Below are 22,345 nucleotides of genomic sequence, written 5' to 3' on the forward strand. Positions count from 1 at the left end.
GGTCAGGGCCGTGGCCGGCAGCACCCGGTCGTCCGGACTGCCGAGCACCAGCACCGGTGGGCGGCCCACCGCCGGCTCCGGCGACCGGCCGGTCAGCAGCTGCCACTGCGCCCGCCGCCCGGCCCGGCCCAGCCGGGCCAGGTGCCGCCGCGCGTCGGCGTCCGGCAGTTCCCGGCTGAACAGCTGCCGCCGGTTGAGCCGCAGCCCGGCGCCGAAGACCGCCGGCACCGTGCCGACCGGATTGCGCCGCAACGCCGTCCCGAACGTCCCCCAGCCGCCGAGCACCGGCGCCACCAGCACCGCGGCCCGCGCCGGGTAGCGGGCCATCGCGTGCGCCACGACCCGGGCGCCGGCACCGTGCCCCACCAGCACCGCCTGCCGCGGCAGGCTCGCCGCCACCTGCGTCACGTCATGGGTGTACGACCGCAGCGTCGCCTCCGGCGCCGGCTCGCTGCCGCCGTGCCCGCGCAGGCTCAGCGCGTACGCCGGGAAGCCGCGACCGGCGGCGTGCCCCAGCCAGTGCTCGGCGAACGCCCACGCGCCGTGCCCGAACCCGGGCACGAACAGCAGCGGCGGCTTCGCCTCCTCCCGCTCCGGTACGGCGGCGAGCACCTCGCGGCGGGCGGCCCGCTCGGGCCGGGCCCACTCCCAGGACCGGACCACCCGCACCCGCTCGGCGGTCACCGTGCCTGCCCTTCGTTCGCGACTGCGGGACTCCGCTGCGCTGCGTTCCTCGCGCTCACCTGGTGCCCTCCAGCTCGTGCAGCGCCCGCTGGAGCGCCCGCAGGTAGTCGGCGTGCCCGACCTCGAACCAGTGCCGGGTGCTGTCCTTGACCTTCGCCGAGTACCGCTCGCCCAGACCCTCCCGGACCTTGCGGTCGAACGCGGCGGCCCGCTCCGGCCGGGTGGCGCGCAGCGTGAGCAGCCGGGCGAACAGCACGCTCTGCCAGTGCGAGATCGGGAAGATGCCGGAGTCCGGCTGCACCAGGCCGACCACGGCGAGGGTGGGATGACCGGCGGTGAACGCGTTGAGCCACAGCCGGGGTCGCCCGGAGCCGTCCTCGTCGCCGAGCACCCGGCCCTTGAGGAACTCGAAGCGCGGCAGGTAGCCGGTGGCGAAGACGACCAGCTCCGGGTCGATGCGCCGACCGTCGGTCAGCTCCACGGCGCGGTCGTCGAACCGGGCCACGTCCGGCACCGGGGTGATCTCGCCGTGGCCGACGTAGTAGACGAGCTGGCTGTTGGCGATCGGGTGCGTCTCGTAGACGCGGTGGTCGGGCTTCGGCATGCCGAACCGGGTCAGGTCGCCGACGGTCAGGCGCAGCGTCCAGTGGTAGAGCCACTGCCGTACGCGCAACGGCACCCGCAGCGCCAGCAGCGTGTCGTTCACCTGGTCGGCGGGGCGGCCGAGGACGTACTTCGGGGCGTACCAGTAGCCGCGGCGGGTCGAGTGCCAGCAGTGCGACGCCTGCTGGGCCGCCTCGACCGCGATGTCGCAGCCGGTGTTGCCGGCACCGACCACGAGCACCCGCTTGCCGCGCAACTGTGCCGGGTCCTTGTAGGACGAGGCGTGCATGACCTCGCCGCGGAACTCCTCCAGCCCTTCGTAGCGGGGCAGCTTCGGCGACCAGTTGTGGCCGTTGGCGAGCACCACCGCGGCGTACCGGGAGGTGCGCTCGGGGCCGTAGCCGCCGGTGCTGCGCGTGGTCACGTCCCAGCGGTCCCCCTCGACCGGTTCGACGCGGACCACCTCGGTGCCGAACCAGACGTGCTGGCGCAGGTCGAAGTGGTCGGCGTACCGCTCGAAGTAGGACAGCAGCTGGCTGTGGTGCGGGTAGTCCGGCCAGTCGTCCGGCATCGGGAAGTCGGGGAACTGGGTGAACGGCCGGGACGAGATCAGGTGGGTGCTGCCGTACACCGGGCTGCGGTCGTGCCGCCAGTTCCAGGCGCCGCCGACGCCGGTCTCCCGCTCGTAGCAGTCGACGCCGAAGCCGGCCTCGCGCAGGTTCTTCACGGCGGTCAGGCCGCTGGCGCCGGCGCCGATGACGCAGACCGTGTCGCCGCGGTCGGAGACCGGGCGGTCGTCGCGGACCGGGACGTCCGTCCGGTCCGGATCGGGGCGGCCGGGGTCGGTGGAGGAGGACACCGCGAATTCTCCTTTGTGCGGCACGCGTGCCGGGTCGGAGCGAAATCCTGCCGAGAATGCCCGCCGTTGTCCAGCCACCGGCTCCGGCGCCGCCCACCCGCCCGGTCCCCCTGACGCAGCGTCACCGCCGGGCCGGTCACCGAGCGTGAGTGGACCGGCTGCGCCGGAGGCGTACCCTCTTTCGCCCTTTGCTCTGCAGCCACGGACGCAGCACCACCGGGAGCTGGGCCGATGTCTCGCGGCCGTCCGGCCGGGACGCGGGCCGCCGGTCACGGCGGGTAGCTGGTGCGTATATGGCGGCAGAGCAAAGGCGGCGAAGCGGTTGGCCCGCCGGCCGCTGGGACCTGACCGTGCGTCACGGCCCGGCGGGCCGTGCCGGTCAGGCGGTGGGCAGCAGCAGGTCGACCAGGACCGGGAAGTGGTCGCTGGCCCGGCGGGCCGCAGGGGTGTCCACCACGTCGTAGTCGACCACCGTGATCCGGGGGTCGACGAACAGCGCGTCGATACGGCGGCGCGGGTCGGCGCAGGAGAACGTGAGCCGGTCGGCGCGGTCGGCGGCGAGCGCCGTGTCGGTGAGCCCTTCGGCGAGCGTCTGCCAGGCCGGCCCGTCCGGGCCCTCGTTGATGTCCGCGCCGGCCACCACGGGCAGCGTGGACGCGGCCAGCTCCCGCTTGAACGCCGCCGCCTGGGCCGGACGCTCGGCCGGGTCGGTGGACAGGTGCGAGCCGGCCAGCAGCACGTCGACGCCGCCGACGCGGCACTGCGCGTACGCGGCACCGCGCATGTGCCGTCCCGGCGTCAGCGGGTACCGCTGGCACCTGGTGTCGACGACGCGCAGCCGCAGGCTGGTCAGCAGCACGTTGCCCAGCGACGGCAGGCCACCGGCCGCCACCACCATGCCGAACGACTCGGCCAGCGCGGCGGTCTTCTGCCGCCACCGGAACCGGCGCGGTCCCTCCTGGACGATCACCACGTCCGGGGCCGCCGTCCGGACCACCTCCGCCAGCGCGGCGGTGTCGTCGCGCTGGCTGTGGATGTTGTACGACAGGACCCGCAGCGGCACACCCGTATCCGTCATGTCAGATCCGCCGGGCCAGGTCGGCGGCGCCGATCACGCCCGCGGTGTTGCCCAGCTCGGCCGGGCGTACCTCCGCGACGGGCAGGCGGCTGCGCTGGGCCAGCGCGTCGGCGAACGACCGCCGGGTCGGGCCGAGCAGCAGGTCACCGGCGTCGATCACGCCGCCGCCGACCACCAGCACCTGCGGGTCGAGGATCTGCGCCATGTCGGCGAGGCTGGTGCCGAGCCAGCGGCCGACCTGGGCGAACGCCTCGGTGGAGACCGGGTCGCCGCCCTTGGCCGCGGCGGTCACCATCGGGCCGGTGATGGTCTCGGCCTCGCCCCCGGCCAGCTCCAGCAACGCGGTGGCCCGGTGCGGCTCCTGCCGGGCGGCGGCGCGGGCGAAGCGGACCAGGGCGCTGCCGCTGGCGTACTGCTCGATGCAGCCCAGCCGGCCGCAGCCGCACTGGTGGCCGTCCGGCACGGTGAGCATGTGGCCCAGCTCGGCGGCGATGCCGTTGGCGCCGCGGACCAGGCCACCGCCGAGCACGATGCCGCCGCCGACACCGGTGCCGATAGTGAACATGACCATCGAGTCGTCGGCGTCGCGGGCCGCGCCGTAGCGGAACTCCGCCCAGGCGGCCACGTTTCCGTCGTTCTCCACGATCACCGGCAGGCCGGTGGCGTCGCCGACGTACGTGCGCAGCGGCTCGTCCCGCCAGGCCAGGTTCGGGGCGAACAGCACTGTGGAGCGGGAGGCGTCGATCCAGCCGGCCGCGCCGATGCCGACCGCCTCGACGGCGTGGCCGGCGGCCAGTTCGGTGACCACCTCGATGATGACGTCGCGGGTCTTGGCCACGTCGTCGGCGGGGGTGTCCCGTCGCGTCTGCACGAGTACCGTGCCGGCGTCGTCCACGACACCGCCGGCCACCTTCGTGCCACCGACGTCGACTCCGATGGTCAGCGTCACCGCTGCCACTCCCCTCTGCTGTGCTGCCCGGGGACCGGCCGAACCGGCCGTACGGTCCCGGGATGTCCGGTGGTCAGGCTCCGTCGCCTGGTGCGTCCGCGCCCACCTCTCCGGACGCCCGCGAGGCGGGCACCACGGGACGGCCGGCCGGTGGCCGGCTCGTTCCCGGCTCCGGCGGCCCGGCGGCGTCGGCGGCGGCACCCGAATCGGCCGCGCCCTCCCCCCGGGTGGCGGCGGACCACACGTCCTGCTCGGGTGCCGGCTGAGAATCATGCCCGGTACGGGTCGCCTCGCGCCACACGTGGTCCCCGGATCCGTCCGGCGCGGCGGTGCCGTCGGCGGGGCGCTCCGGCTCGGCCGGGGTGAAGGCGCGCAGCAGGCTGGCCACCCCGGCCGCCAGGTCCCCGGCACCGGTGGCGAGCCGCTCGGCGAATTCCGGACTCGGATCCCGCAACGCGGCGATACCGCGACAGACGGGGCAGACACAGCATTCCGGCGAGCCGGTGGCGAAACCGGCGGGCGCGGCGGTCTTCGGGGCGGAAGCGGCACCCGGCGGGGTGTGACCGAGCACACCGGAGAGGATCCCACCGAGCGGACCCAGGGCACCGGAGCCCGGTGCGGCGGCGGCCATCTTCGCGCCGGCGAGCAGTGTGGCGACGAGGCGCTCGGCCTCTTCCCGGGCCGAACCCGGATCAGTGGTGCCCATGGTTCGGCTCCTCCAGCTTGACTACCGGGACGGTCGGGTCTCCTGCGCCGCACCGGGTGCTTCTACCCGGCGCTTGAGCTGCTTCAACGCCGCATCCATGATCATTTTCTCGGCCTTGCGGCGGAACATGCCGAGCATCGCCACGGACAGCTCCACCTCGAGGGTGTAGGTCACCGTGGTCGTCCCGTCCGGGTTGCCCGCCAGGTCGTACGACCCGCGCTGGGAGCGCTGCATCTTCGACGGGGCGACCAGGTGCCACTCGATCCGGGAGATGTCCTCGGCGTACTCGTAGGCCAGCACGTACTCGTCGGCCATCACGCCCGCGTCGAGCGTGAACCGGACCTGGCTGGCGTAGCCGTCCTCGTACTCCTCGATCACCTCGGCCCGGCGTACCGCCTCGGCCCACTCGGGATAACTCGGGAAGTCGCAGATGACGGCCGCCACCCGGTCCGGTGACGCGCCGATGATGATCGACTGGGTGGAGGAGTCCGCCATGGGGGGAGGCTACCCGGCCGCCCACCGGCCGGTCCCGCTCCACCCGCCGGACGGCGTCCCACCAGCCGGGCGGGCAACCTCCCTGGTCGACCCCCGGGGGTGTGCGGGTAGGTTTCGACAGAGCCGACCAGGCCGGCCCCCCGCCGGTAGAGCACGAGGGAGTGCAGGTGCGCGAGTTCTCCGTCCCGCCGATCGTCACCGTCGGCGACGCGGCCAACCTGACCGACCCGGTCTGGGAAAACGCCGAGGTCGCCCCGGACACCGTGCAGTTCGTCCGCCCCGGCGCGGGGACGGGCGCGCGCGAGGAGGTCACCTGCCGCCAGTTCCGCGACGAGGTGGTGGCGGTGGCGCAGGGCCTGATCGCCGCGGGCGTCTCCCCCGGTGACCGGGTCGGCCTGATGAGCCGCACCCGCTACGAGTGGACGCTGCTCGACTACGCGATCTGGGCGGCCGGCGCGGTGACCGTGCCGATCTACGAGACCTCCAGCGCCGAGCAGGCCGCCTGGATCCTCGGCGACTCCGGCGCCGTCGCCGTCGTGGTGGAGAGCACCGCGCACGCCACCCTGGTCGCCGGCGTCCGCGACCGGCTGCCCGAGCTGCGCGAGGTCTGGCAGATCGAGCTGGGCGCGGTCGACGACCTGGTCGCCGCCGGCGCGTCGGTGGACCGGGCCGAGGTGGAGACCCGCCGCTCGCTGTCGAAGGCCGACGACGTCGCCACGATCATCTACACCAGCGGCACCACCGGCCGGCCCAAGGGCTGCGTGCTGACCCACCGCAACATCTACTCCGACATCGCCAACGCGGTGCCGGTGCTGCCGAACCTGTTCCGCCAGGGCGCCTCCACCCTGCTGTTCCTGCCGCTCGCGCACGCCTTCGCCCGGCTCATCCAGGTCGGCGTGGTGCACGCCCGGGCCACCATGGCCCACTGCGCGGACACCAAGGACCTGGTCGCCGAGCTCCAGGACTTCAAGCCGACGTTCGTGCTCTCCGTACCCCGGGTCTTCGAGAAGGTCTACAACGGCGCGCGGCAGAAGGCCGAGGCCGAGGGGAAGGGCAAGATCTTCGACCGCGCGGAGAAGGTCGCCATCGCGTGGAGCGAGGCCCAGGAGCTGCCCGGCGGCCCGGGCCTGGGGCTGCGCGCGCAGCACGCCCTCTTCGACAAGCTGGTCTACCGCAAGCTGCGGGCGGCGATGGGCGGCCGGTGCCGCGACGCCATCTCCGGCGGCGCGCCGCTCGGCGCGCGGCTCGGGCACTTCTTCCGCGGCGTCGGGGTGACCATCTGCGAGGGCTACGGCCTCACCGAGACCTCGCCGGCCGCCGCCGCCAACCTGCCCACCGGCACCCGGATCGGCACCGTCGGCCGCCCGCTGCCCGGCGTCACCATCCGGATCGACGACGACGGCGAGGTCCTGATCGCCGGCGACATCGTCTTCCAGGGGTACTGGCACAACGACGCGGCCACCGCCGAGGCGATCACCACCGACGGCTGGTTCCGCACCGGCGACCTCGGGCAGCTCGACGAGGACGGCTACCTGAGCATCACCGGCCGGAAGAAGGAGATCATCGTGACCGCCGGCGGCAAGAACGTCGCCCCGGCGGTGCTGGAGGACCAGGTACGGGCGCACCCGCTGATCAGCCAGTGCGTGGTGGTCGGCGACCGGCAGCCGTTCATCGCCGCGCTGGTCACCATCGACGAGGAGGCGCTGCCGAAGTGGCTGGCCGGGCAGGGGCGCCCGGAGACCACGAGCATCGCCGAGCTGCGCGAGGACGCGGCGCTGCGCGCCGAGGTGCAGTCCGCGATCGACCAGGCCAACCAGGCGGTCTCCAAGGCCGAGGCGATCAAGGTGTTCCGGATCCTGCCGCAGGACTTCACCGAGACCACCGGCGAGCTGACCCCGTCGCTGAAGGTGAAGCGTCAGGTCGTGCACAAGACGTACGCCTCGGAGATCGCCGAGATCTACCGGGGCTGACTACCATCCGTCACGTGCCCGCCTCCACATCCCGCCAGCCGTCGACGCAGCCGCTCGCGGCGGCGGCCCGCGCGGTCCTCCTCGCGCTGGTCGCCGCCCTGACCCTGTTCGCCACCCGCGACGCCACCCAGCTCTGGTGGATCGCGCTGCTGGGCGCCGCCGGCCTGCCCGCCGTGCTCGCCCCCCAGCACCGGCTGCTCGCCCCGATCAGCCGCTTCGCCGAGGTGCTGGTGCTCGGGCTGGCCGCCAGCCAGGTCGCCGCCGACACCCATCTGTCCGGCGTGACCGGCGGGCTGGGCGCCTCGGCGGTGCTGCCGTACCTCGCCGTGCCGGTCACCGTGACCGCGCTGAGCCGCCGGTTCCGCGAGGGCGCCGCGCTGCTCGCCGTGGCGGCGGCGACGCTGCTGGCCAGCGCCGCGTTCACGCAGGTCGACGGCGGGCCGCAGCTCGGCCAGGTCGGCTACCTCGCGGTCTGCGCCCAGTGGCTGATCCTGGCCGGTCTCGGCCTCTACACCGCGGGCACGCTCCAGCGCGTCATGCGGGTGCGCGGCGAGGGCAAACCCCAGCCGTACGCCGAGGCGACCCGCCTGCTCACCCAGCTCCGTACGGTCGCCCGGCAGCTGCCCGGCGCCACCCTGGACCCGGGCGGCATCTCCGAGCACCTGCTGGAGGAGCTGCGGGTGGTCGCCAAGACCGACCGGGGCGCGGTGCTGTCCGCCAGCGGCGGCGGCCGGCTCGTGGTGCTCGCGCAGATCGGCGCGGACCGGGTCGACTGGGAGACCACGCTCGACGCCGACTCCGCCATCGCCGACGCCTGGGCCACCCAGCAGCCGACCGTCTCGGCCCGCTCGCAGGCCCGGTCCCGGCACTCCGGCGAGGTCTCCGCGCTGATCGTCCCGCTGGTGGCGGGCGTGCGCACGGTCGGCCTGGTGGTGATCGAGGCGGACACCGCCGCCGCGTACCCGCCGCCGGTGGTGTCCCGGGTGACGGCGCTGACCGGCCCGGCGGCGCTGCGGCTGGAGGCCGCGCTCCTCTTCGACGAGGTGCGCTCGCTGGCGACGAACGAGGAGCGGCAGCGGCTGGCCCGGGAGATCCACGACGGGGTCGCCCAGGAACTGGTCATGGTCGGGTATGGCATCGACAACGCGCTGGCCACCGTGCACGAGGACGCGGACGAGACCGCCGACTCGCTGCGCACGCTGCGCCAGGAGGTCACCCGGGTGATCACCGAGCTGCGGCTGAGCCTGTTCGAGCTGCGCAGCGAGGTCGACCGGCACGGTGGCCTGGCCGCCGCCATCGCCGAGTACGCCCGCACGGTGGGCGCCTCCGGCGGCCTGCGGGTGCACCTGTCGCTGGACGAGTCCACCGCCCGGCTGCCGGCCGCCACCGAGGCCGAGTTGCTGCGCATCGCGCAGGAGGCGGTGACCAACGCGCGCAAGCACGCCGGCGCGTCGAACCTGTGGGTCACGTGCGAGGTGGATCCCCCGTACACCCGAATCGAAGTGTCGGATGACGGTCACGGCATCGGTGACCAGCGCCCGGACGGGCACTATGGCCTTGCGATCATGGCCGAGAGGGCGGAACGTATCCGAGGCCGGTTGGAGATCAGGCCGCGACAGCCTAGTGGGACGACTGTGGCGGTGGTGCTCGGTTCGTCGCCCCGGCGCGATAAGGTGCGCGGCAGCGCCGCAGCAGCAGAAGGGGAGTAACCCGAGGATGACCAGCAGTCCGACACCGGCCACCCGTACCAAGGTTCTCCTGGTCGACGATCACGACCTCATCCGCAAGGGGCTGCGTCACGCGTTCGAGCGCGACCGCCAGTTCGAGGTCGTGGGCGAGGCGGCCACCGCGGCGGAGGGCGTGCGTCAGGCCGGCGCGCTCCAGCCCGACGTGGTGATCATGGACCTCCGCCTGCCCGACGGCAGCGGCCTGGAGGCCACCCGCGCCCTGCGCAAGTCCAGCGCGTCCATGGGCATCGTCGTGCTGACCATGTACGCCGGCGACGACCAGCTCTTCGGCGCCCTGGAGGCGGGCGCGAGCGCGTTCGTGCCGAAGACCGCCCCGGCCGACGAGGTGGTGGCCGCCGCCCGGCACGCCGCCTCCTCCCCCAGCGCGTTCACCGCGGCCGACCTGGCCGAGGCGATGAAGCGCCGGCTGGCGCCGTCCGGCCCGCAGCTGTCCCCCCGTGAGGGCCAGGTGCTGCGGCTGCTCGCCGACGGCATGAGCGTGGCCGGCATCGCCAAGCAGCTGTTCGTCAGCGAGTCGACCGCCAAGACCCACATCTCGAAGCTCTACGAGAAGCTCGGCGCGGCCAACCGGGCCCAGGCCCTGATGACCGCGCTGCGGCTGGGGCTGCTGGAGGCCCCGGACGCCCCGAAGTTCTGACAGGCGCACCGCCGGAAGAGGCCCCGTCCGTCACGGACGTGGGCCTCTCGGCGTTCCCGCCCACGGGGTGGTCGCGTACGGTGACCGGCCGGACGCACAGCGACGACGGTCTTTGCACCGCGACGGCGGAGGGGCAGAATACCCGGGTGATCCGCGCGGCGGTGACGACCGCGTGTCGCCGACATCCGAGGGGCAGGACATGCAGCGGCCGGACTGGGCACCCGAGACGATCGACATCGAGCGCCCCAGCGTCGCCCGCATGTACGACTACTACCTCGGCGGCTCGCACAACTTCGCGGCCGACCGGGCCGCCGCCCGCGCGATGGTCGAGGCGGTGCCGGAGGCGCCGCTGATGGCGCAGGCCAACCGCGCGTTCCTGCGCCGGGCGGTGCAGTACCTCGCCCAGGCCGGCGTCCGCCAGTTCCTGGACATCGGCTCCGGCATCCCGACCGTCGGCAACGTGCACGAGATCGCCCAGCGGATCGATCCGGAGTCGCGGGTGGTCTACGTCGACGTGGACCCGGTGGCGGTGGCGCACAGCCAGGAGATCCTGGCCGGCAACGCGCACGCCACTGTGCTCCAGGAGGACCTGCGCAACCCGGAGGCGATCCTGGCCCACCCGGAGGTCACCCGGCTGCTGGACTTCTCCCGGCCGGTCGCCGTGATGATCGTGGCGGTGCTGCACTTCGTGCCGGACGCCGACCGCCCCGAGGAGATCCTCCGGACGCTGCGCGGGGCGCTGGCGCCCGGCAGCCACCTGGTGCTCTCCCAGGCCAGCGAGGAGGGCCGCGACGGCACCGGCGAGCGGGCCGAGGCGGAGCGGGTCTACCGGCGTACCGACAGCCAGCTCTGGATCCGCAGCCGGGCCGAGCTGACCGCGCTGTTCGACGGCTTCGAGCTGGTCGACCCGGGTGTGGTGTGGGTGCCGCAGTGGCGGCCGGACTCCCCCGACCAGGCGGAGAACGCCGAACGGGCCGTCTTCATGGGCGGGGTCGGGCGGCTCGGTGGGTGACGACGCTGCCCGCTGCCGGCCCGGCGTGTTCGCCCGGGCCTGGGCCAAGGCGGTGTCCGGCACCAGCTACCTGCCGATGACGCAGTCGCAGCTGGAGGAGATGCTGCAACGGCTCACCGAGCGGCTGGCCCAGGCGCTGCGCGCCGAGCCGTTCGACCTGCGGATCGGCCAGCAGGTCGGCGCGGAGCTGGTGCACGCGCACATCGCGTCCGCGGAAGGGCTGGGCCGCACCGTCGAGGTGATCCAGCTGCGCCTGGTCCGCGACCTCGACCTGGTCGTCGACGACGTCGAGGACCGGATGGCGCGGCTGCTCGCCACCGTCGCCACCGGGTACGCCCGCGCCCTGCGCGACCGCACGCTCGACGAGCAGGAGTCCATCCGCCGGGCCGCCATGATGGCCCGTGCGCAGGCAGAACGGGCGCTGCGCGACAGCGAGGCCCGGTTCCGGCACCAGGCCACCCACGACCCGCTCACCGGCCTGCCGAACCGCACGCTGTTCACCGAACGGCTGACCGCCGCGATCACCGCGCCGGGCCGGGGCGCCGACCGGGTCGGTGTGTGCTTCCTCGACCTGGACCGGTTCAAGGTGGTCAACGACTCCCTGGGCCACCAGGTCGGCGACTCACTGCTGGTGACGGTGGCCCAGCGCCTGCACCGGGCGCTCGGCGAGCACCTGGTGGCGCGGCTCGGCGGCGACGAGTTCGTGATCCTGGTCGAGCGCACCGCCGGCACCGACGACGCGGTGAAGGTCGCCGAGGCGGCGCTCGCCGCGGTACGCGAGCCGGCGCTCGTCGACGGCCACGAGCTGACCGTGTCCGCGAGCATCGGCATCGTGGAGCGCCCGGTCGCGGGCACCTCGCCGATGGACCTGATGCGCGCGGCCGACAGCACGCTGCACTGGGCCAAGGCCGCCGGCGGGGCCCGCTGGTCGCTGTTCGACGCCGACCGCAACCGCCGCGAGCTGGCCCGGTACGCGCTGTCCGCGGCGATCCCCGCCGCGCTGGACCGGGGCGAGTTCTACCTCGACTACCAGCCGCTGACGTCGTTGCGCGACGGGCGGGTGCTCGGCATGGAGGCGCTGGTGCGCTGGCGGCACCCGGAGCTGGGTGTGCTGCGGCCGGACAGCTTCATCCCGCTGGCCGAGGAGACCGGGCTGATCGTCCGGCTGGGCAGCTGGGTGCTGGCCGAGGCGTGCCGCGAGGCGGGCACCTGGCCCGGCGCGGACGGCGACGCGCCGTTCGTCAGCGTCAACCTCGCCGTCCGGCAGTTGCACCGCAGCGACCTGGTGACCGAGGTACGCGGCGTGCTCGGGCGCACCGGCCTGCCGCCGCACCGGCTGCAACTGGAGATCACCGAGAGCACCATGATGAGCACCGTCGTCGAGCCGGTGCGCGCCCTGCGGGTGCTCGGCGACCTCGGTGTCCGGGTCGCCATCGACGACTTCGGCACCGGCTACTGCAACCTCGCGTACCTGCGGGACCTGCCGGTCGACGAGCTGAAGGTGGCGGGCGAGTTCGTGACCGGCCTGCGCGCGCCGGGCAGCGGCACCGACGAGCGGATCCTCGCCTCGCTGGTGTCGCTGGCGCACGCGTTGGGCCTCACCGTCACCGCCGAGGGCGTGGAAACGGCCGACCAGGCGGACCGGCTGCGCGCGATCGGCTGCGACGCCGGGCAGGGCTGGCACTTCGGCCGTCCCGGCCCGGCCGCACCGCACCTGGGCCGGGTGCCCGCCCACGTCGACGCGGCCTCCTGACCCGGCCTTCCGAGCCCGGCCGGCCCGTCGCCTCCTGGCCCGGCCGGCGCGCGGCCTTTTGAGCCTTGCCGGCCCGTGGCCTTGGCCCGGCCGGCGCGCGGTCAGCCGGCCAGCAGGGCGGCCATGCGCTGCGCCTGCGTCTCCCAGCGCCACTCCCGCTCCACCCAGGCGCGGCCGGCGGCGCCGAACTGCCGGGCCAGGTCCCGGTCGGCGAGCAGCGTGGCCACCCGGTCGGCGAGCTGGGTCACGTCCCGGCCCCCGACCACGTACCCGGTCTCCCCCTCGCGGACCGCGTCCGGCGCGCCGCCGGAGTCACCGGCCACCACCGGCAGCCCGGTCGCGCTCGCCTCCAGGTAGACGATCCCGAGGCCCTCCACGTCCAGCCCGCGGTTGCGGGTGCGGCACGGCATCGCGTAGACGTCGCCGGCCGCGTAGTGGGCGGGCAGTTCGGCCGAGGGCACCGAGCCGGTGAAGACCACGTCGCGTTCCAGGCCGGTCTGCCGGGCCAGCTTCTCCAGCGTGGAGCGGTACGGGCCGCCGCCGACCACGAGCAGCGCGGCGTCGGGCACCCGGCGGCGGATCTCCGGCAGCGCGCGGATCAGCATGTCCTGGCCCTTGCGGGGCACCAGCCGCGACACGCACACCACCACCGGCCGGTCGGCCAGCCCGAGCCGCGACCGGACCCGCCCGCCGTCGACCTCCGGGTGGTAGGTGTCCACGTCCACGCCGGGTGCGAGCCGCCGCAGCTCGGTCAGCCCGTCCAGCACGCGGGCCAGCCGTGCCCGGGTGTACTCGCCGAGGTAGGTGGTCACGTCCACGCCCCGGCCGATCCGGCGCAGCGCCGACCGGGCGCCGGGGAGCGCCGCCCAGCCGACCTCGTGCCCGTGGGTCAGCGCCACCGCCCGGCGGATCCCGGCCCGTCGCCGCAGGCCCGCGGCGAGCAGCCCCAGCGGGGCCGCCGCGCCGAACCAGACGGTGTCGCAGTCGTACGCGCGGGCCAGCCGCGCCGCCCGCCGGGCGATCAGCGGGGTGGGCAGCAGCACCCGGGTCCGCTCCCGGACCACCTCGAACGGCTGGTCGGCGTCGAACTTCTCCGCCCCGCGCCAGCTCGACGCGTACACCACCACCGAGCCGGGCTGCTGCCGCACCGCGAGGTTGTGCACGAACGACTGGATGCCGCCGGGGCGCGGCGGGAAGTCGTTGGTGATCAGCAAGGTACGGCTCATCGACCGGACTCCCTGGCGTAGGCGCGGGCGGCGGCCATCCGCTCGACTGTGGACGGGTGGGTCGCCGACCAGAGGCGCTCCCAGCGCGGCGGGTCGGGGTCGGCCAGGTTGACCCCGGCGAGCCGCCGCTGCATCGCCTCGAACGTCGCCGGGTCGCCGGTGAGCGCCAGCGCGTGGGCGTCGGCGCGGGCCTCGATCCGGCGCGAGACCAGTGCCTGCACCGGGGTGGCCAGCAGCCCGGCGACCGTGAGCAACGCGATCAGCAGCGGGAACGCCCGGGGCTGGGCGATCGAGTCGACGCCCGCGAGCCGCAGCAGCGGCGTCCACGAGCCGATCAGGTAGAGCGCCACCACAGCGGCGGCGGCGCCGAGCGCGCCGAGCACCGTGCCGGTCCACACGTCCCGGTCCTTGGCGTGCCCCAGCTCGTGGGCGACCACGCTCGTCACCTCGGCCGGTTCCGCCTCGCGCAGCAGCGTGTCGTAGACGACCACCCGCCGCGTCGGGCCGAGCCCGGAGACGTACGCGTTCACCGCGCTGGTGCGCCGGGACGCGTCGGCGACGAGCACGTCGCGCACCGGTACGCCGTCCCGGGCGGCCATCGCGGTCAGCTCACTGCGCAGCGGGCCCGGCTCCATCGGGGTGAACCGGTTGAACACCGGCTCGACCAGCACCGGCAGCACGAACGACAGCACCACCACCAGGCCCGCCGCACCGGCCGCGCCGAACGCCCACCACCAGCGCGGGGCGAGCCGGACCACCGTGTAGAAGCCGAGCAGGACCAGCGCGCCGATCACCGCGCTGACCGCGTACGACTTGAGCAGGTCGACCGCCCAGCCGCCCCAGCTCTGGGTGCTCAGCCCGTAGCGGACCAGCACGGTGCGGCGCCAGGCCGCGAACGGCAGCGTGAGCAGGTCGGCGAGGAACATGACGGCCAGCCCGCCGAGCACGGCCTGCGCGATCCAGTGCCCGCCGAAGGGCCGGCCGACCAGTTCGACCAGGCGCCCGCCCAGCGGGGTCAGCCCGAGCAGCACCGCCACCACCAGCCCGACCGCCAGCGCCGACCAGGCCGCCGGGCGCAGCGCGCCGTGGAAGGCCCGGCCCCGGGTCACCTGCTCGGCCGGGAGATCCCGTAGCGCCGCGAGCTGGTCGGCGCGGGGCGCCGGCGGCCGGCTCCACGGCACCAGCAGCGCCACCGCCACGAGCAGCGCGACCACCAGGCCGGCCAGGGTCAGCAGCGCCCAGGCGCGCGGGGTCACCGGCCCACCCCGCCGTCGTGCCCCGTCCGCGTCATGCCGCTCCCTCCCGCCGTGACCGCCCATCCTATTGCCCGGCCGTCGATCGGAGCGCCGTGCCCGGCGCGCGACCCGACAGCGTGGCCCGCACGGGCGCCGGTCCGGTCACCGGGGTAACGAGGAGCCATGCGGAGCGGCGCGAGAGCCCGGTGAGCGGGTGATGGGCGGCTGACCCGGGTCGGCGGTTGCCCTCAGCGCCCTGGGCGGCGCCTGGCGGGCGGCGGGCGCGTCAGGCGATCCGGCGACGGGCGGGACGGCGGGGCGCCGGTGCCCGTGTCGGCGCGGGCACCGCGCCGGGCGCTGGTGGCAGCACCTCCACCTCGAATCCGGCCCGCGCGAACACCTCGATCGCCCGGTGCTCGGCCGGGCCGAGGTCGGCCGGGTCGGAGTCGAGCAGTGCGGTCACCAGGCAGCCGGAGCAGCCGGCGCCGCGGTTGCCGCAGGTGTCGCAGTCGATCAGCATCAACGCCTCCTGACGGGTCGCCGGTGGCGCTCGGGGAAGGAACCACCACCGTCGGTCACCAGAACGCTAACGCTCGGGTACGACAGAACCGGACAACGAGGCAGCAGCCGCCGCGAACCCGAACCAGTACGCCGAAGTGGCGCGATCAGCACGCCCTCGACCCCGCCACTTCCCCGACCTGGAGTCGATCAAGTAAGGGCGAAGGTCAGGAACGCGCCAGGCGCCGCAGCAGCGAGTCGGCGCCCAGCGGGTACGCGCCGTGCCGGCGTACCCCGTCGGCCACCTCCCGGTCGGAGGAGACGACGACCACCGGCCGCCCGGCCGGCTCGGCGCGGACCAGCCGGCGGATCAACTCGTCGGCGGTCTCGCCCTTGCGGGAGAACAGCACCCGCACGCCGCGCGGCGCCGGAGGCAGGCCGTGGATCCGCTCGGCGCCGTCGAAGACGACTGTGACCTCGTCCCCGGTCTGCGCGGCGATCCCGCCGAGGCCGGTGATCAGCCGCTTGCGCTGCTGCTCCAGCGACATCTCGCCGAAGCCGCGTTTGGTCACGTTGTAGCCGTCCACCACCAGGTGTGCCCGCGGCAGCGCGAGCAACTGGTCGAGGCGGGCCGGGTCGTCGGTGTCGCGGGCCCGCGTCGACGGGCCGGCCGGCGCGGCACCCGGCTGCTCGGCGAACGCGTCGGCGACGAAGTCGGCCGGGAGCTTGTCCACCGGGTCGAGCGCCAGCTCGCGGCGCAGCCCCACGGCGGCCTGGCCGATCGTCTCCAGCAGCAGCCACAGCCGCGCGTCGTCGACCGAGCGGGCCTCCTTGGCGCTGGCCCGGGCCACCCCGGCGGCGGCCTCCGCCTCGGCCAGCCGGGCCCGGGCGCGGCGCAGCTCGGCGTCCGCGTCGGCCGCGGCGCGGGCCGCCCGTCCCCGCTCGGTGGCGAGCATCTCGGTGGCCTTGCGCTCCCGGGCCTGGGTCTCCCGCAGGGTACGGGTCAGCTGGCGGGCCTCCTCGCGGAGCTGACCCAGCTCCTCCCGGACCCGGGCCAGCTCGTCGCGCAGCTTCTCCGCCTCGACGCGGGCCACCGCCCGGTCGTGCTCGGCGCGGGCCGCCCGCTGCTCGGCCTCGCGTACCAGTTCGGCCACGACCGCGCTGTCGGCCTCGGCGCGTACCGCCTCGCCGCTGGCCTCGATCAGGTCCCGCCACCCGCGGGGCCGGGCCAGGTAGGCCAGGGCGGCCACCTCGACCGGGTCGGCGGCGGCCGGCGCGGTGCCCTCGACCACCGCCGCGCCGAGGTCGCCGGCGTCGGCGAGCACCCGGGCCGTGATCCGCTGCCGGAACAGCGGGTCGGCGGTGAGCTGGGCGGCGATCGCGGGCGCGCCGAGACGGGCCCGGCGGTTCGGGGCGAACTTGGCGACCCGCCGCAGCGGCACCGGCACCTCGTCGGCGGGCAGGCCGGGCAGCACGGCGGCGGTCAGCGCGACGATCCGCTGCCGGACCGGCTCGGGCAGCACGGGCTCGGGCTCGACCGGTGGTGGCGCGTCCTCACCTGCGGGCACGCCGACCACCGGCTCCTCCACGGAGGAGCGGTCGTCGTACGGCTCGGTGAGGGGCATGAGGCAAGTCTCCCACCCCGAACGGGCCCACCGCCCGGTGAGTGAGCCGATCTCTCATCGTACCCCCGTGGTATCTCCTGGGGCGGCAGTGACAGGAGTGTCGGACCGTGCCGCTAGCGTCCCGCGGGTGACACGTGCGGAGTACGTCCAGGAGTCGCTGGCCGGCCTGGACCCGGCGGGCAGCGGCGTCGACCCGGCGCTGCCGCTCTACGCGACCACCTTCGTGGTGGTCGACCTGGAGACCACCGGCGGCGCTCCCGACGGCGGCGGGATCACCGAGATCGGCGCGGTGAAGGTCCGCGGCGGCGAGGAGCTGGGCGTGCTCGCCACGCTCGTCAACCCGGGCGTACCGATCCCGCCGTTCATCACCGTGCTCACCGGCATCACCCAGGCCATGCTGCTGCCCGCCCCGCCGATCGAGCAGGTGCTGCCCAGCTTCCTGGAGTTCATCACCGACGCCGTGCTCGTCGCCCACAACGCGCCGTACGACGTGGGTTTCCTCAAGGCCGCCTGCGCGAAGCACGGCTACCACTGGCCCAACCCCCGCGTGCTGGACACGGCCGCGCTGGCCCGGCGGGTGCTCACCCGCGACGAGGTGCCCAACCGCAAGCTGGGCACGCTCGCCGCCTACTTCCGCACCGCGACCCAGCCCACCCACCGGGCGCTGGACGACGCGAAGGCCACCGTCGACGTGCTGCACGGGCTGATCGGCCGCCTCGGCGGGCACCGGGTCGGCACGGTCGGCGAGGCGATCGAGTTCGCCCGCGCGGTCACGCCCACCCAGCGCCGCAAGCGGCACCTCGCCGACGGGCTGCCCAAGGTGCCGGGCGTCTACATCTTCCGGGCCGCCGACGACCGGCCGCTCTACGTCGGCACGTCCGGCGACATCGCCACCCGGGTCCGCAGCTACTTCACCGCCGCCGAGAAGCGGGCCCGGATCTCCGAGATGCTCGCCGCCGCCGAGCGCGTCGAGGCGGTCGAGTGCGCCCACTCGCTGGAGGCGGAGGTCCGCGAGCTGCGGCTGATCGCGGCGCACGCGCCGCCGTACAACCGCCGGTCGAAGTATCCGGAGCGCCAGGTGTGGCTGAAGCTCACCGACGAGGCGTACCCCCGGTTGTCGATCGTGCGTGCCCTCGCGCCCACCGACACGGCCTACCTGGGGCCGTTCCGGTCCCGGCAGGCGGCGGAGCTGGCCGCCGCCGGTTTCCACGACGCCGTGCCGCTGCGTCAGTGCACACACCGGCTCTCCCGGCGCACCACCATGCCGGCCTGCGCGCTGGCCGAGCTGGGCCGCTGCCCGGCGCCCTGCGAGCACAAGATCACCCCCGAGGAGTACGACGACCGCGCGGCGACGCCGTTCCGCACCGCCACCAGCGACGACCCCGCGGTGGTGGTGGACGCGCTGCTCGCCCGCATCGAGGTGCTGTCGGCCGCCGAGCGGTACGAGGAGGCGGCCGTGGTCCGCGGCCGGCTCGTCGCGGTGCTGCGCGCGGCGGTCCGGATGCAGCGGCTGGCCGCGCTGACCGGCATCGCCGAGCTGGCCGCCGCCCGTCCGGCCGCCCGGGGCGGCTGGGAGCTGGCGCTGATCCGGCACGGCCGGCTCGCCGGGGCCGGGGTGTCCCCGCCGGGTGTCCACCCGCGACCCACGATCGCCGCGATCCGGGCCACCGCCGAGACGGTGCTGCCCGGGCACGGTCCGGTGCCGGCCGCGACCGCCGAGGAGACCGAGCGGATCCTGTCCTGGTTGGAACGACCGGAGACCCGGCTGGTCGAGTCGACCGACGGCTGGGCCTCGCCGGTGGCCGGCGCGGGGCGTTTCCGCGACCTGCTGACGAAGGCGGAGAACGGCGGATCCGCCAAACTCTCGACCGAACGCTCATGACCAACTGACCGATCGGACTACCTCGACTCCCTTAGTCTGTTAAAGGAGTGCAGACCTGCCCGATTCGCGGGCTCTGCTCCCGGTCGCCGGTTCCCGGTGGCCGAGGGCCGGGGTGAGGGAGGTGTCCCAGGTGGACGTCGACGCCGGACACGGCGCCGCCCTGGGTGGCGCGCTTCCCGCCCAGGGCGAGTTACCGCTCACCCGCCGCCTGCGTTCCCTGCTCACCTGGCCGACGGCCGACGGCGACCCGGTCACCACACTGGTCCGGGCCCACCGCGGCATCCACGCGAGCGCCGACGCCTCGGTGCTGCGCCGGGCCTACACGATCGCCGAGAACATGCACCGCGGCCAGTTCCGCAAGAGCGGCGAGCCGTACATCACCCACCCGCTGGCGGTGGCGCAGATCTGCGCCGACCTCGGCATGGACACCATCACGCTGGTCGCCGCGCTGCTGCACGACACGGTGGAGGACACCCGCTACACGCTCCAGGCCCTCCAGGAGGACTTCGGCCGTGAGGTCGCCCACCTGGTCGACGGCGTGACCAAGTTCGACAAGGCGTTCTACGGCAAGGCCGCCGAGGCGGAGACCGTCCGCAAGATGATCGTGGCGGCCGGCAAGGACGTCCGGGTGCTGGTGATCAAGCTGGCCGACCGGCTGCACAACATGCGTACGCTCGGCGTCCGCTCGGCCGCCTCCCGGGAGCGGATCGCCCGCAAGACCCAGGAGGTGCTGGTCCCGCTCTGCGACCGGCTGGGCATCCAGACGCTCAAACGCGAGCTGGACGACGTGGTGCTGCTGCACCTGCGGCCGGAGGAGCACGCGCGGATCGCCCGGTTCGTGCACGACCGGCCCGGCTGGGACGCCTACCTCGCCGACGTGGTCGCCCGCACCCGGGTGGCGCTGCGCCGCAACCGGGTCGACGCCGACGTCTCCCCCCGCCCCCGGCACCTCTACTCGATCTGGAAGGACACCGTCGCCGGCGACCACGCCGCCCCGTACGACCTGCCCCGCATCGCGATCGTGGTGGACGGTCCGGCGACCGACTGCTACGCCGCGCTGGGCGCCGTGCACGGGCTCTGGCGGCCGGTGCCGGGCCGGTTCAAGGACTTCATCGCCTCCCCGAAGAACAACCTCTACCGGTCCCTGCACACGAGCGTCTGCGGCCCGCAGGACCGCACCGTCGAGGTGCTGATCCGCACCACCGAGATGCACCGCTCCGCGGAGTACGGCGTGGCCGCCCACTACCGCTTCCCCCGGGCCGCGGGCCGGGCCGTCGACCGGGCGGACGAGCTGGCCTGGCTGCGCCGGGTGCTCGACTGGGAGCAGGAGACGGTCGACCCGACCCAGTTCATGGAGTCGCTGCGCTGCGACCTGTCCGAGGCGCAGATCCAGGTGGTCGCCGACGGGCGGCAGGTGGTGCTGCCGGCCGGGGCGACCCCGGTCGACCTCGCGTACGAGCTGGGCACCGAGCGCGGCGACCACTGCCTGGCCGCCCGGATCAACGGCCGGCTCGCGCCGCTCTCCTCCGAACTGGAGGAGGGCGACGTGGTGGAGATCTTCACCGAGAACGACGCGGAGAGCGGCTTCGAGGCGGACGTGGCCCCGCGCGGCCCGCGCCGGGAGTGGCTGGGCTTCGTGAAGTCCCCGCACGCCCAGATGCAGATCAACCGCTGGTTCGCCGAGCACACCGAGCCGGGCATCTCGATCGCCGACAAGGTCCGGCTCGGCCGGGCCTCGATCGGCCTGGCGTTGCGCAAGCACAACCGGGGCCTGGCCAGCGACCTGCCGCTGCTGCGGCTGTCCGAGGAACTGGGCTACCCCGACCTGGAGACGCTGCTGGTGGCGGTCTTCGACCGCACGGTCGAGCCGGACACCGTGGTCCAGCAGCTGATCGATCTGGTCGACCACAGGCAGTAGACGGAGCCGGTCCGCGCCGGGACCACTAGCCTGGACGGCATGATCCCCCGCGCGCGTGCCACCGGACGGGCCCTCGGCTACAAGTTCTTCTACCGGCTGCCGGTCCCGCTGCGGCGGCGACTGGTCCGGCTGGCCGTACCGAAGTACATCGTCGGCGCGGTCACGCTGGTCCGGGACGCGGAGGCCACCGGCGCGGGCCGGATCCTGCTGCTGCGCCAGCCGCCGGGCTACAGCTGGACGCTGCCGGCCGGGCTGCTGCAACGCGGCGAGGCCCCGGTGGTGGGCGCGGCCCGTGAGCTGTACGAGGAGTCCGGCGTCCGCCTGTCCCCCGACGTGCTGCGCCCGGCGGTGCCGAACGCGGTGGTGCACGCCAAGGGCTGGGTCGACGTGGTCTTCGAGGCGGAGGTGCCGGCGTCGACCACCGAGCTGAAGGTGGACGGCGCCGAGGTCATCGAGGCCGCCTTCCATCCGCTCGACGACCTGCCCCGGCTCAGCCGCGCCACCGCCAACCTGCTCGGGTACTACGGCATCGGCCCGCGCGCCGGCGAGCACCGACCGGCCGCGTGAGCGCCCCGTACGCGGGCACCCCGGCCGCGGGGGCCGAGGTGTGCGCGGTCGTGCTGGCCGCGGGCGAGGGCACCCGGCTGCGCCCGCTCACCGAGCGGGTGCCGAAGGCGCTCTGCCCGGTCGGGAACGTCCCGCTGCTGGACCGGGCGCTGGCCCGGCTGGCCGGGCTCGGCCTGACCGGCCCGGAGCGGGTCGCGGTGAACGCCTGCTACCTGGGCGACCAGGTGGTCGCGCGGGTGGGCGGACGGGCCCACCTGTCGGTCGAGCCGGACGCTCCGCTGGGCACCGCCGGGGGCGTGGGCCGGCTGCGGGACTGGATCGACGGCCGGGGCGTGCTCGTGGGCAACGCCGACGCGTACCTGGCCGACCCGCAGGCCCCGCCCGGCCCGGACATCGCCGCGCTGCTGGACGGGTGGGACGGGCACGGCGTACGCCTGCTCGGCCGGCCCGCCGACGACCCGGACGCCCCCGGCACGTTCGACGGCCACGAGTTCGTGGGTTTCTCGCTGCTGCCCTGGCGGCTGGTCCGCGACCTGCCCGCCACGTTCGGCGACCTGGTCCGGGCGGTGTGGCGGCCCGCGGAGGCCGCCGGGGCGCTCACCGTCGTGCCCTACCGGGGCACGTTCTACGACACCGGCACGCCGGCCGACTACCTGGCCGCCAACCTGCACGCGGCCGGACCGGACGGGCTGGTGGACCCGGCCGCGACGGTGGACGGCCGGGTCACCGGCTCGGTGGTCGGCGCCGGCGCGCGGGTGCACGGCGACGTCGACCGGTCCGTGGTGTGGCCGGGCGCGACAGTCGCGGCCGGGGAACGCCTGCGTGAGGTGATCCGGGCCGGGGACGACCTGACCGTCCCGGCGGCGCGGTGAGGGGCGCGGGCTCTAGCATGGGCCTCGT

At 74.8% G+C, this 22,345-nt stretch carries 19 protein-coding genes; 9 read left to right on the forward strand and 10 right to left on the reverse strand.

The features are described 5' to 3' along the window. The 6 genes from EAD96_RS05505 to EAD96_RS05530 form a co-directional block, all read right to left on the reverse strand. Positions 1-684 (reverse strand): alpha/beta hydrolase (locus EAD96_RS05505; protein WP_121683503.1); only part of this gene is annotated, 684 nt, incomplete at its 3' end. A 55-nt stretch (positions 685-739) separates the two neighbouring features. After that, positions 740-2,146: an NAD(P)/FAD-dependent oxidoreductase gene (locus tag EAD96_RS05510; protein ID WP_121683504.1), complete on the reverse strand. Its 1,407-nt coding sequence runs from the start codon at positions 2,144-2,146 to the stop codon at positions 740-742. Positions 2,147-2,525: 379 nt separating this feature from the next. Then, the gene (locus EAD96_RS05515; RefSeq protein ID WP_120568775.1) at positions 2,526-3,224 is read right to left on the reverse strand and encodes an endonuclease/exonuclease/phosphatase family protein; all 699 of its coding nucleotides are present in this window, start codon (positions 3,222-3,224) and stop codon (positions 2,526-2,528) included. Position 3,225: 1 nt separating this feature from the next. Next, positions 3,226-4,173: an ROK family glucokinase gene (locus tag EAD96_RS05520; RefSeq protein WP_026267860.1), complete on the reverse strand. Its 948-nt coding sequence runs from the start codon at positions 4,171-4,173 to the stop codon at positions 3,226-3,228. A 73-nt stretch (positions 4,174-4,246) separates the two neighbouring features. Next, positions 4,247-4,879 carry a hypothetical protein gene (locus EAD96_RS05525; RefSeq protein WP_121683505.1) on the reverse strand — a complete coding sequence of 211 codons (633 nt, stop codon included), beginning with the start codon at positions 4,877-4,879 and terminating at the stop codon, positions 4,247-4,249. 21 nt (positions 4,880-4,900) lie between these two features. Next, positions 4,901-5,374 carry an SRPBCC family protein gene (locus tag EAD96_RS05530; RefSeq protein WP_121683506.1) on the reverse strand — a complete coding sequence of 158 codons (474 nt, stop codon included), beginning with the start codon at positions 5,372-5,374 and terminating at the stop codon, positions 4,901-4,903. A gap of 167 nt (positions 5,375-5,541) precedes the next feature. Here EAD96_RS05530 and EAD96_RS05535 point away from each other — a divergent pair, with 167 nt between their 5' ends. The 5 genes from EAD96_RS05535 to EAD96_RS05555 all read left to right on the forward strand — a co-directional run bounded on the left by EAD96_RS05535 (position 5,542) and on the right by EAD96_RS05555 (position 12,494). Continuing rightward, a complete protein-coding gene (locus EAD96_RS05535; protein ID WP_120573660.1) occupies positions 5,542-7,344 on the forward strand; it encodes a long-chain fatty acid--CoA ligase in 1,803 nt (600 codons plus the stop codon). Between the two features lie 14 nt (positions 7,345-7,358). Beyond that, positions 7,359-9,053, forward strand: coding sequence for a GAF domain-containing sensor histidine kinase (locus tag EAD96_RS05540; RefSeq protein WP_121683507.1), 1,695 nt, complete (start codon positions 7,359-7,361; stop codon positions 9,051-9,053). 7 nt (positions 9,054-9,060) lie between these two features. After that, positions 9,061-9,729, forward strand: a complete 669-nt coding sequence (locus tag EAD96_RS05545; RefSeq protein WP_013287678.1) for a response regulator transcription factor — start codon at positions 9,061-9,063, stop codon at positions 9,727-9,729. A gap of 199 nt (positions 9,730-9,928) precedes the next feature. Next, entirely contained in the window at positions 9,929-10,741 is an 813-nt protein-coding gene (locus EAD96_RS05550) for an SAM-dependent methyltransferase (RefSeq protein ID WP_120568771.1), read from the forward strand. Positions 10,742-10,817: 76 nt separating this feature from the next. After that, positions 10,818-12,494 carry a bifunctional diguanylate cyclase/phosphodiesterase gene (locus tag EAD96_RS05555; RefSeq protein WP_233585469.1) on the forward strand — a complete coding sequence of 559 codons (1,677 nt, stop codon included), beginning with the start codon at positions 10,818-10,820 and terminating at the stop codon, positions 12,492-12,494. 101 nt (positions 12,495-12,595) lie between these two features. Here EAD96_RS05555 and EAD96_RS05560 read toward each other — a convergent pair whose 3' ends face one another. The 4 genes from EAD96_RS05560 to EAD96_RS05575 form a co-directional block, all read right to left on the reverse strand. Continuing rightward, complete coding sequence (locus EAD96_RS05560) at positions 12,596-13,720, reverse strand: glycosyltransferase family 4 protein (RefSeq protein ID WP_121683509.1); 1,125 nt, start codon at positions 13,718-13,720, stop codon at positions 12,596-12,598. Continuing rightward, the gene (locus EAD96_RS05565) at positions 13,717-14,976 is read right to left on the reverse strand and encodes a M48 family metallopeptidase (RefSeq protein WP_121683510.1); all 1,260 of its coding nucleotides are present in this window, start codon (positions 14,974-14,976) and stop codon (positions 13,717-13,719) included. The genes EAD96_RS05560 and EAD96_RS05565 overlap by 4 nt, the downstream gene beginning before the upstream one ends. A gap of 265 nt (positions 14,977-15,241) precedes the next feature. Beyond that, positions 15,242-15,475, reverse strand: a complete 234-nt coding sequence (locus EAD96_RS05570; protein ID WP_121683511.1) for a hypothetical protein — start codon at positions 15,473-15,475, stop codon at positions 15,242-15,244. A 205-nt stretch (positions 15,476-15,680) separates the two neighbouring features. Continuing rightward, positions 15,681-17,078 carry an NYN domain-containing protein gene (locus EAD96_RS05575; RefSeq protein WP_121683512.1) on the reverse strand — a complete coding sequence of 466 codons (1,398 nt, stop codon included), beginning with the start codon at positions 17,076-17,078 and terminating at the stop codon, positions 15,681-15,683. A 127-nt stretch (positions 17,079-17,205) separates the two neighbouring features. Between EAD96_RS05575 and EAD96_RS05580 the strand changes: the two genes are divergently transcribed. From EAD96_RS05580 to EAD96_RS05595, 4 genes are all read left to right on the forward strand, one after another. Beyond that, positions 17,206-18,960, forward strand: a complete 1,755-nt coding sequence (locus EAD96_RS05580; RefSeq protein ID WP_121683513.1) for a DEDD exonuclease domain-containing protein — start codon at positions 17,206-17,208, stop codon at positions 18,958-18,960. Positions 18,961-19,090: 130 nt separating this feature from the next. Then, on the forward strand, positions 19,091-20,878 hold the full coding sequence (locus tag EAD96_RS05585) for a bifunctional (p)ppGpp synthetase/guanosine-3',5'-bis(diphosphate) 3'-pyrophosphohydrolase (protein WP_120573659.1): 1,788 nt from the start codon (positions 19,091-19,093) through the stop codon (positions 20,876-20,878). A gap of 39 nt (positions 20,879-20,917) precedes the next feature. Next, positions 20,918-21,445: an NUDIX hydrolase gene (locus tag EAD96_RS05590; RefSeq protein ID WP_120568764.1), complete on the forward strand. Its 528-nt coding sequence runs from the start codon at positions 20,918-20,920 to the stop codon at positions 21,443-21,445. Continuing rightward, positions 21,442-22,317 carry an NTP transferase domain-containing protein gene (locus EAD96_RS05595; protein ID WP_120568763.1) on the forward strand — a complete coding sequence of 292 codons (876 nt, stop codon included), beginning with the start codon at positions 21,442-21,444 and terminating at the stop codon, positions 22,315-22,317. The genes EAD96_RS05590 and EAD96_RS05595 overlap by 4 nt, the downstream gene beginning before the upstream one ends. Positions 22,318-22,345: the final 28 nt, after the last annotated feature.

The sequence above is a fragment of the Micromonospora sp. BL1 genome (assembly GCF_003667485.1).
In the GTDB taxonomy this organism is placed as follows: Bacteria; Actinomycetota; Actinomycetes; order Mycobacteriales; family Micromonosporaceae; genus Micromonospora; species Micromonospora tulbaghiae.

Coding starts and splice junctions, on each gene's coding strand:
- EAD96_RS05590 (WP_120568764.1), top strand. CDS start 20,918: ATGATCCCCCGCGCGCGTGCCACCGGACGGGCCCTCGGCTACAAGTTC.
- EAD96_RS05575 (WP_121683512.1), bottom strand. CDS start 17,078: ATGCCCCTCACCGAGCCGTACGACGACCGCTCCTCCGTGGAGGAGCCG.
- EAD96_RS05515 (WP_120568775.1), bottom strand. CDS start 3,224: ATGACGGATACGGGTGTGCCGCTGCGGGTCCTGTCGTACAACATCCAC.
- EAD96_RS05530 (WP_121683506.1), bottom strand. CDS start 5,374: ATGGCGGACTCCTCCACCCAGTCGATCATCATCGGCGCGTCACCGGAC.
- EAD96_RS05525 (WP_121683505.1), bottom strand. CDS start 4,879: ATGGGCACCACTGATCCGGGTTCGGCCCGGGAAGAGGCCGAGCGCCTC.
- EAD96_RS05550 (WP_120568771.1), top strand. CDS start 9,929: ATGCAGCGGCCGGACTGGGCACCCGAGACGATCGACATCGAGCGCCCC.
- EAD96_RS05570 (WP_121683511.1), bottom strand. CDS start 15,475: ATGCTGATCGACTGCGACACCTGCGGCAACCGCGGCGCCGGCTGCTCC.
- EAD96_RS05555 (WP_233585469.1), top strand. CDS start 10,818: ATGACGCAGTCGCAGCTGGAGGAGATGCTGCAACGGCTCACCGAGCGG.
- EAD96_RS05560 (WP_121683509.1), bottom strand. CDS start 13,720: ATGAGCCGTACCTTGCTGATCACCAACGACTTCCCGCCGCGCCCCGGC.
- EAD96_RS05545 (WP_013287678.1), top strand. CDS start 9,061: ATGACCAGCAGTCCGACACCGGCCACCCGTACCAAGGTTCTCCTGGTC.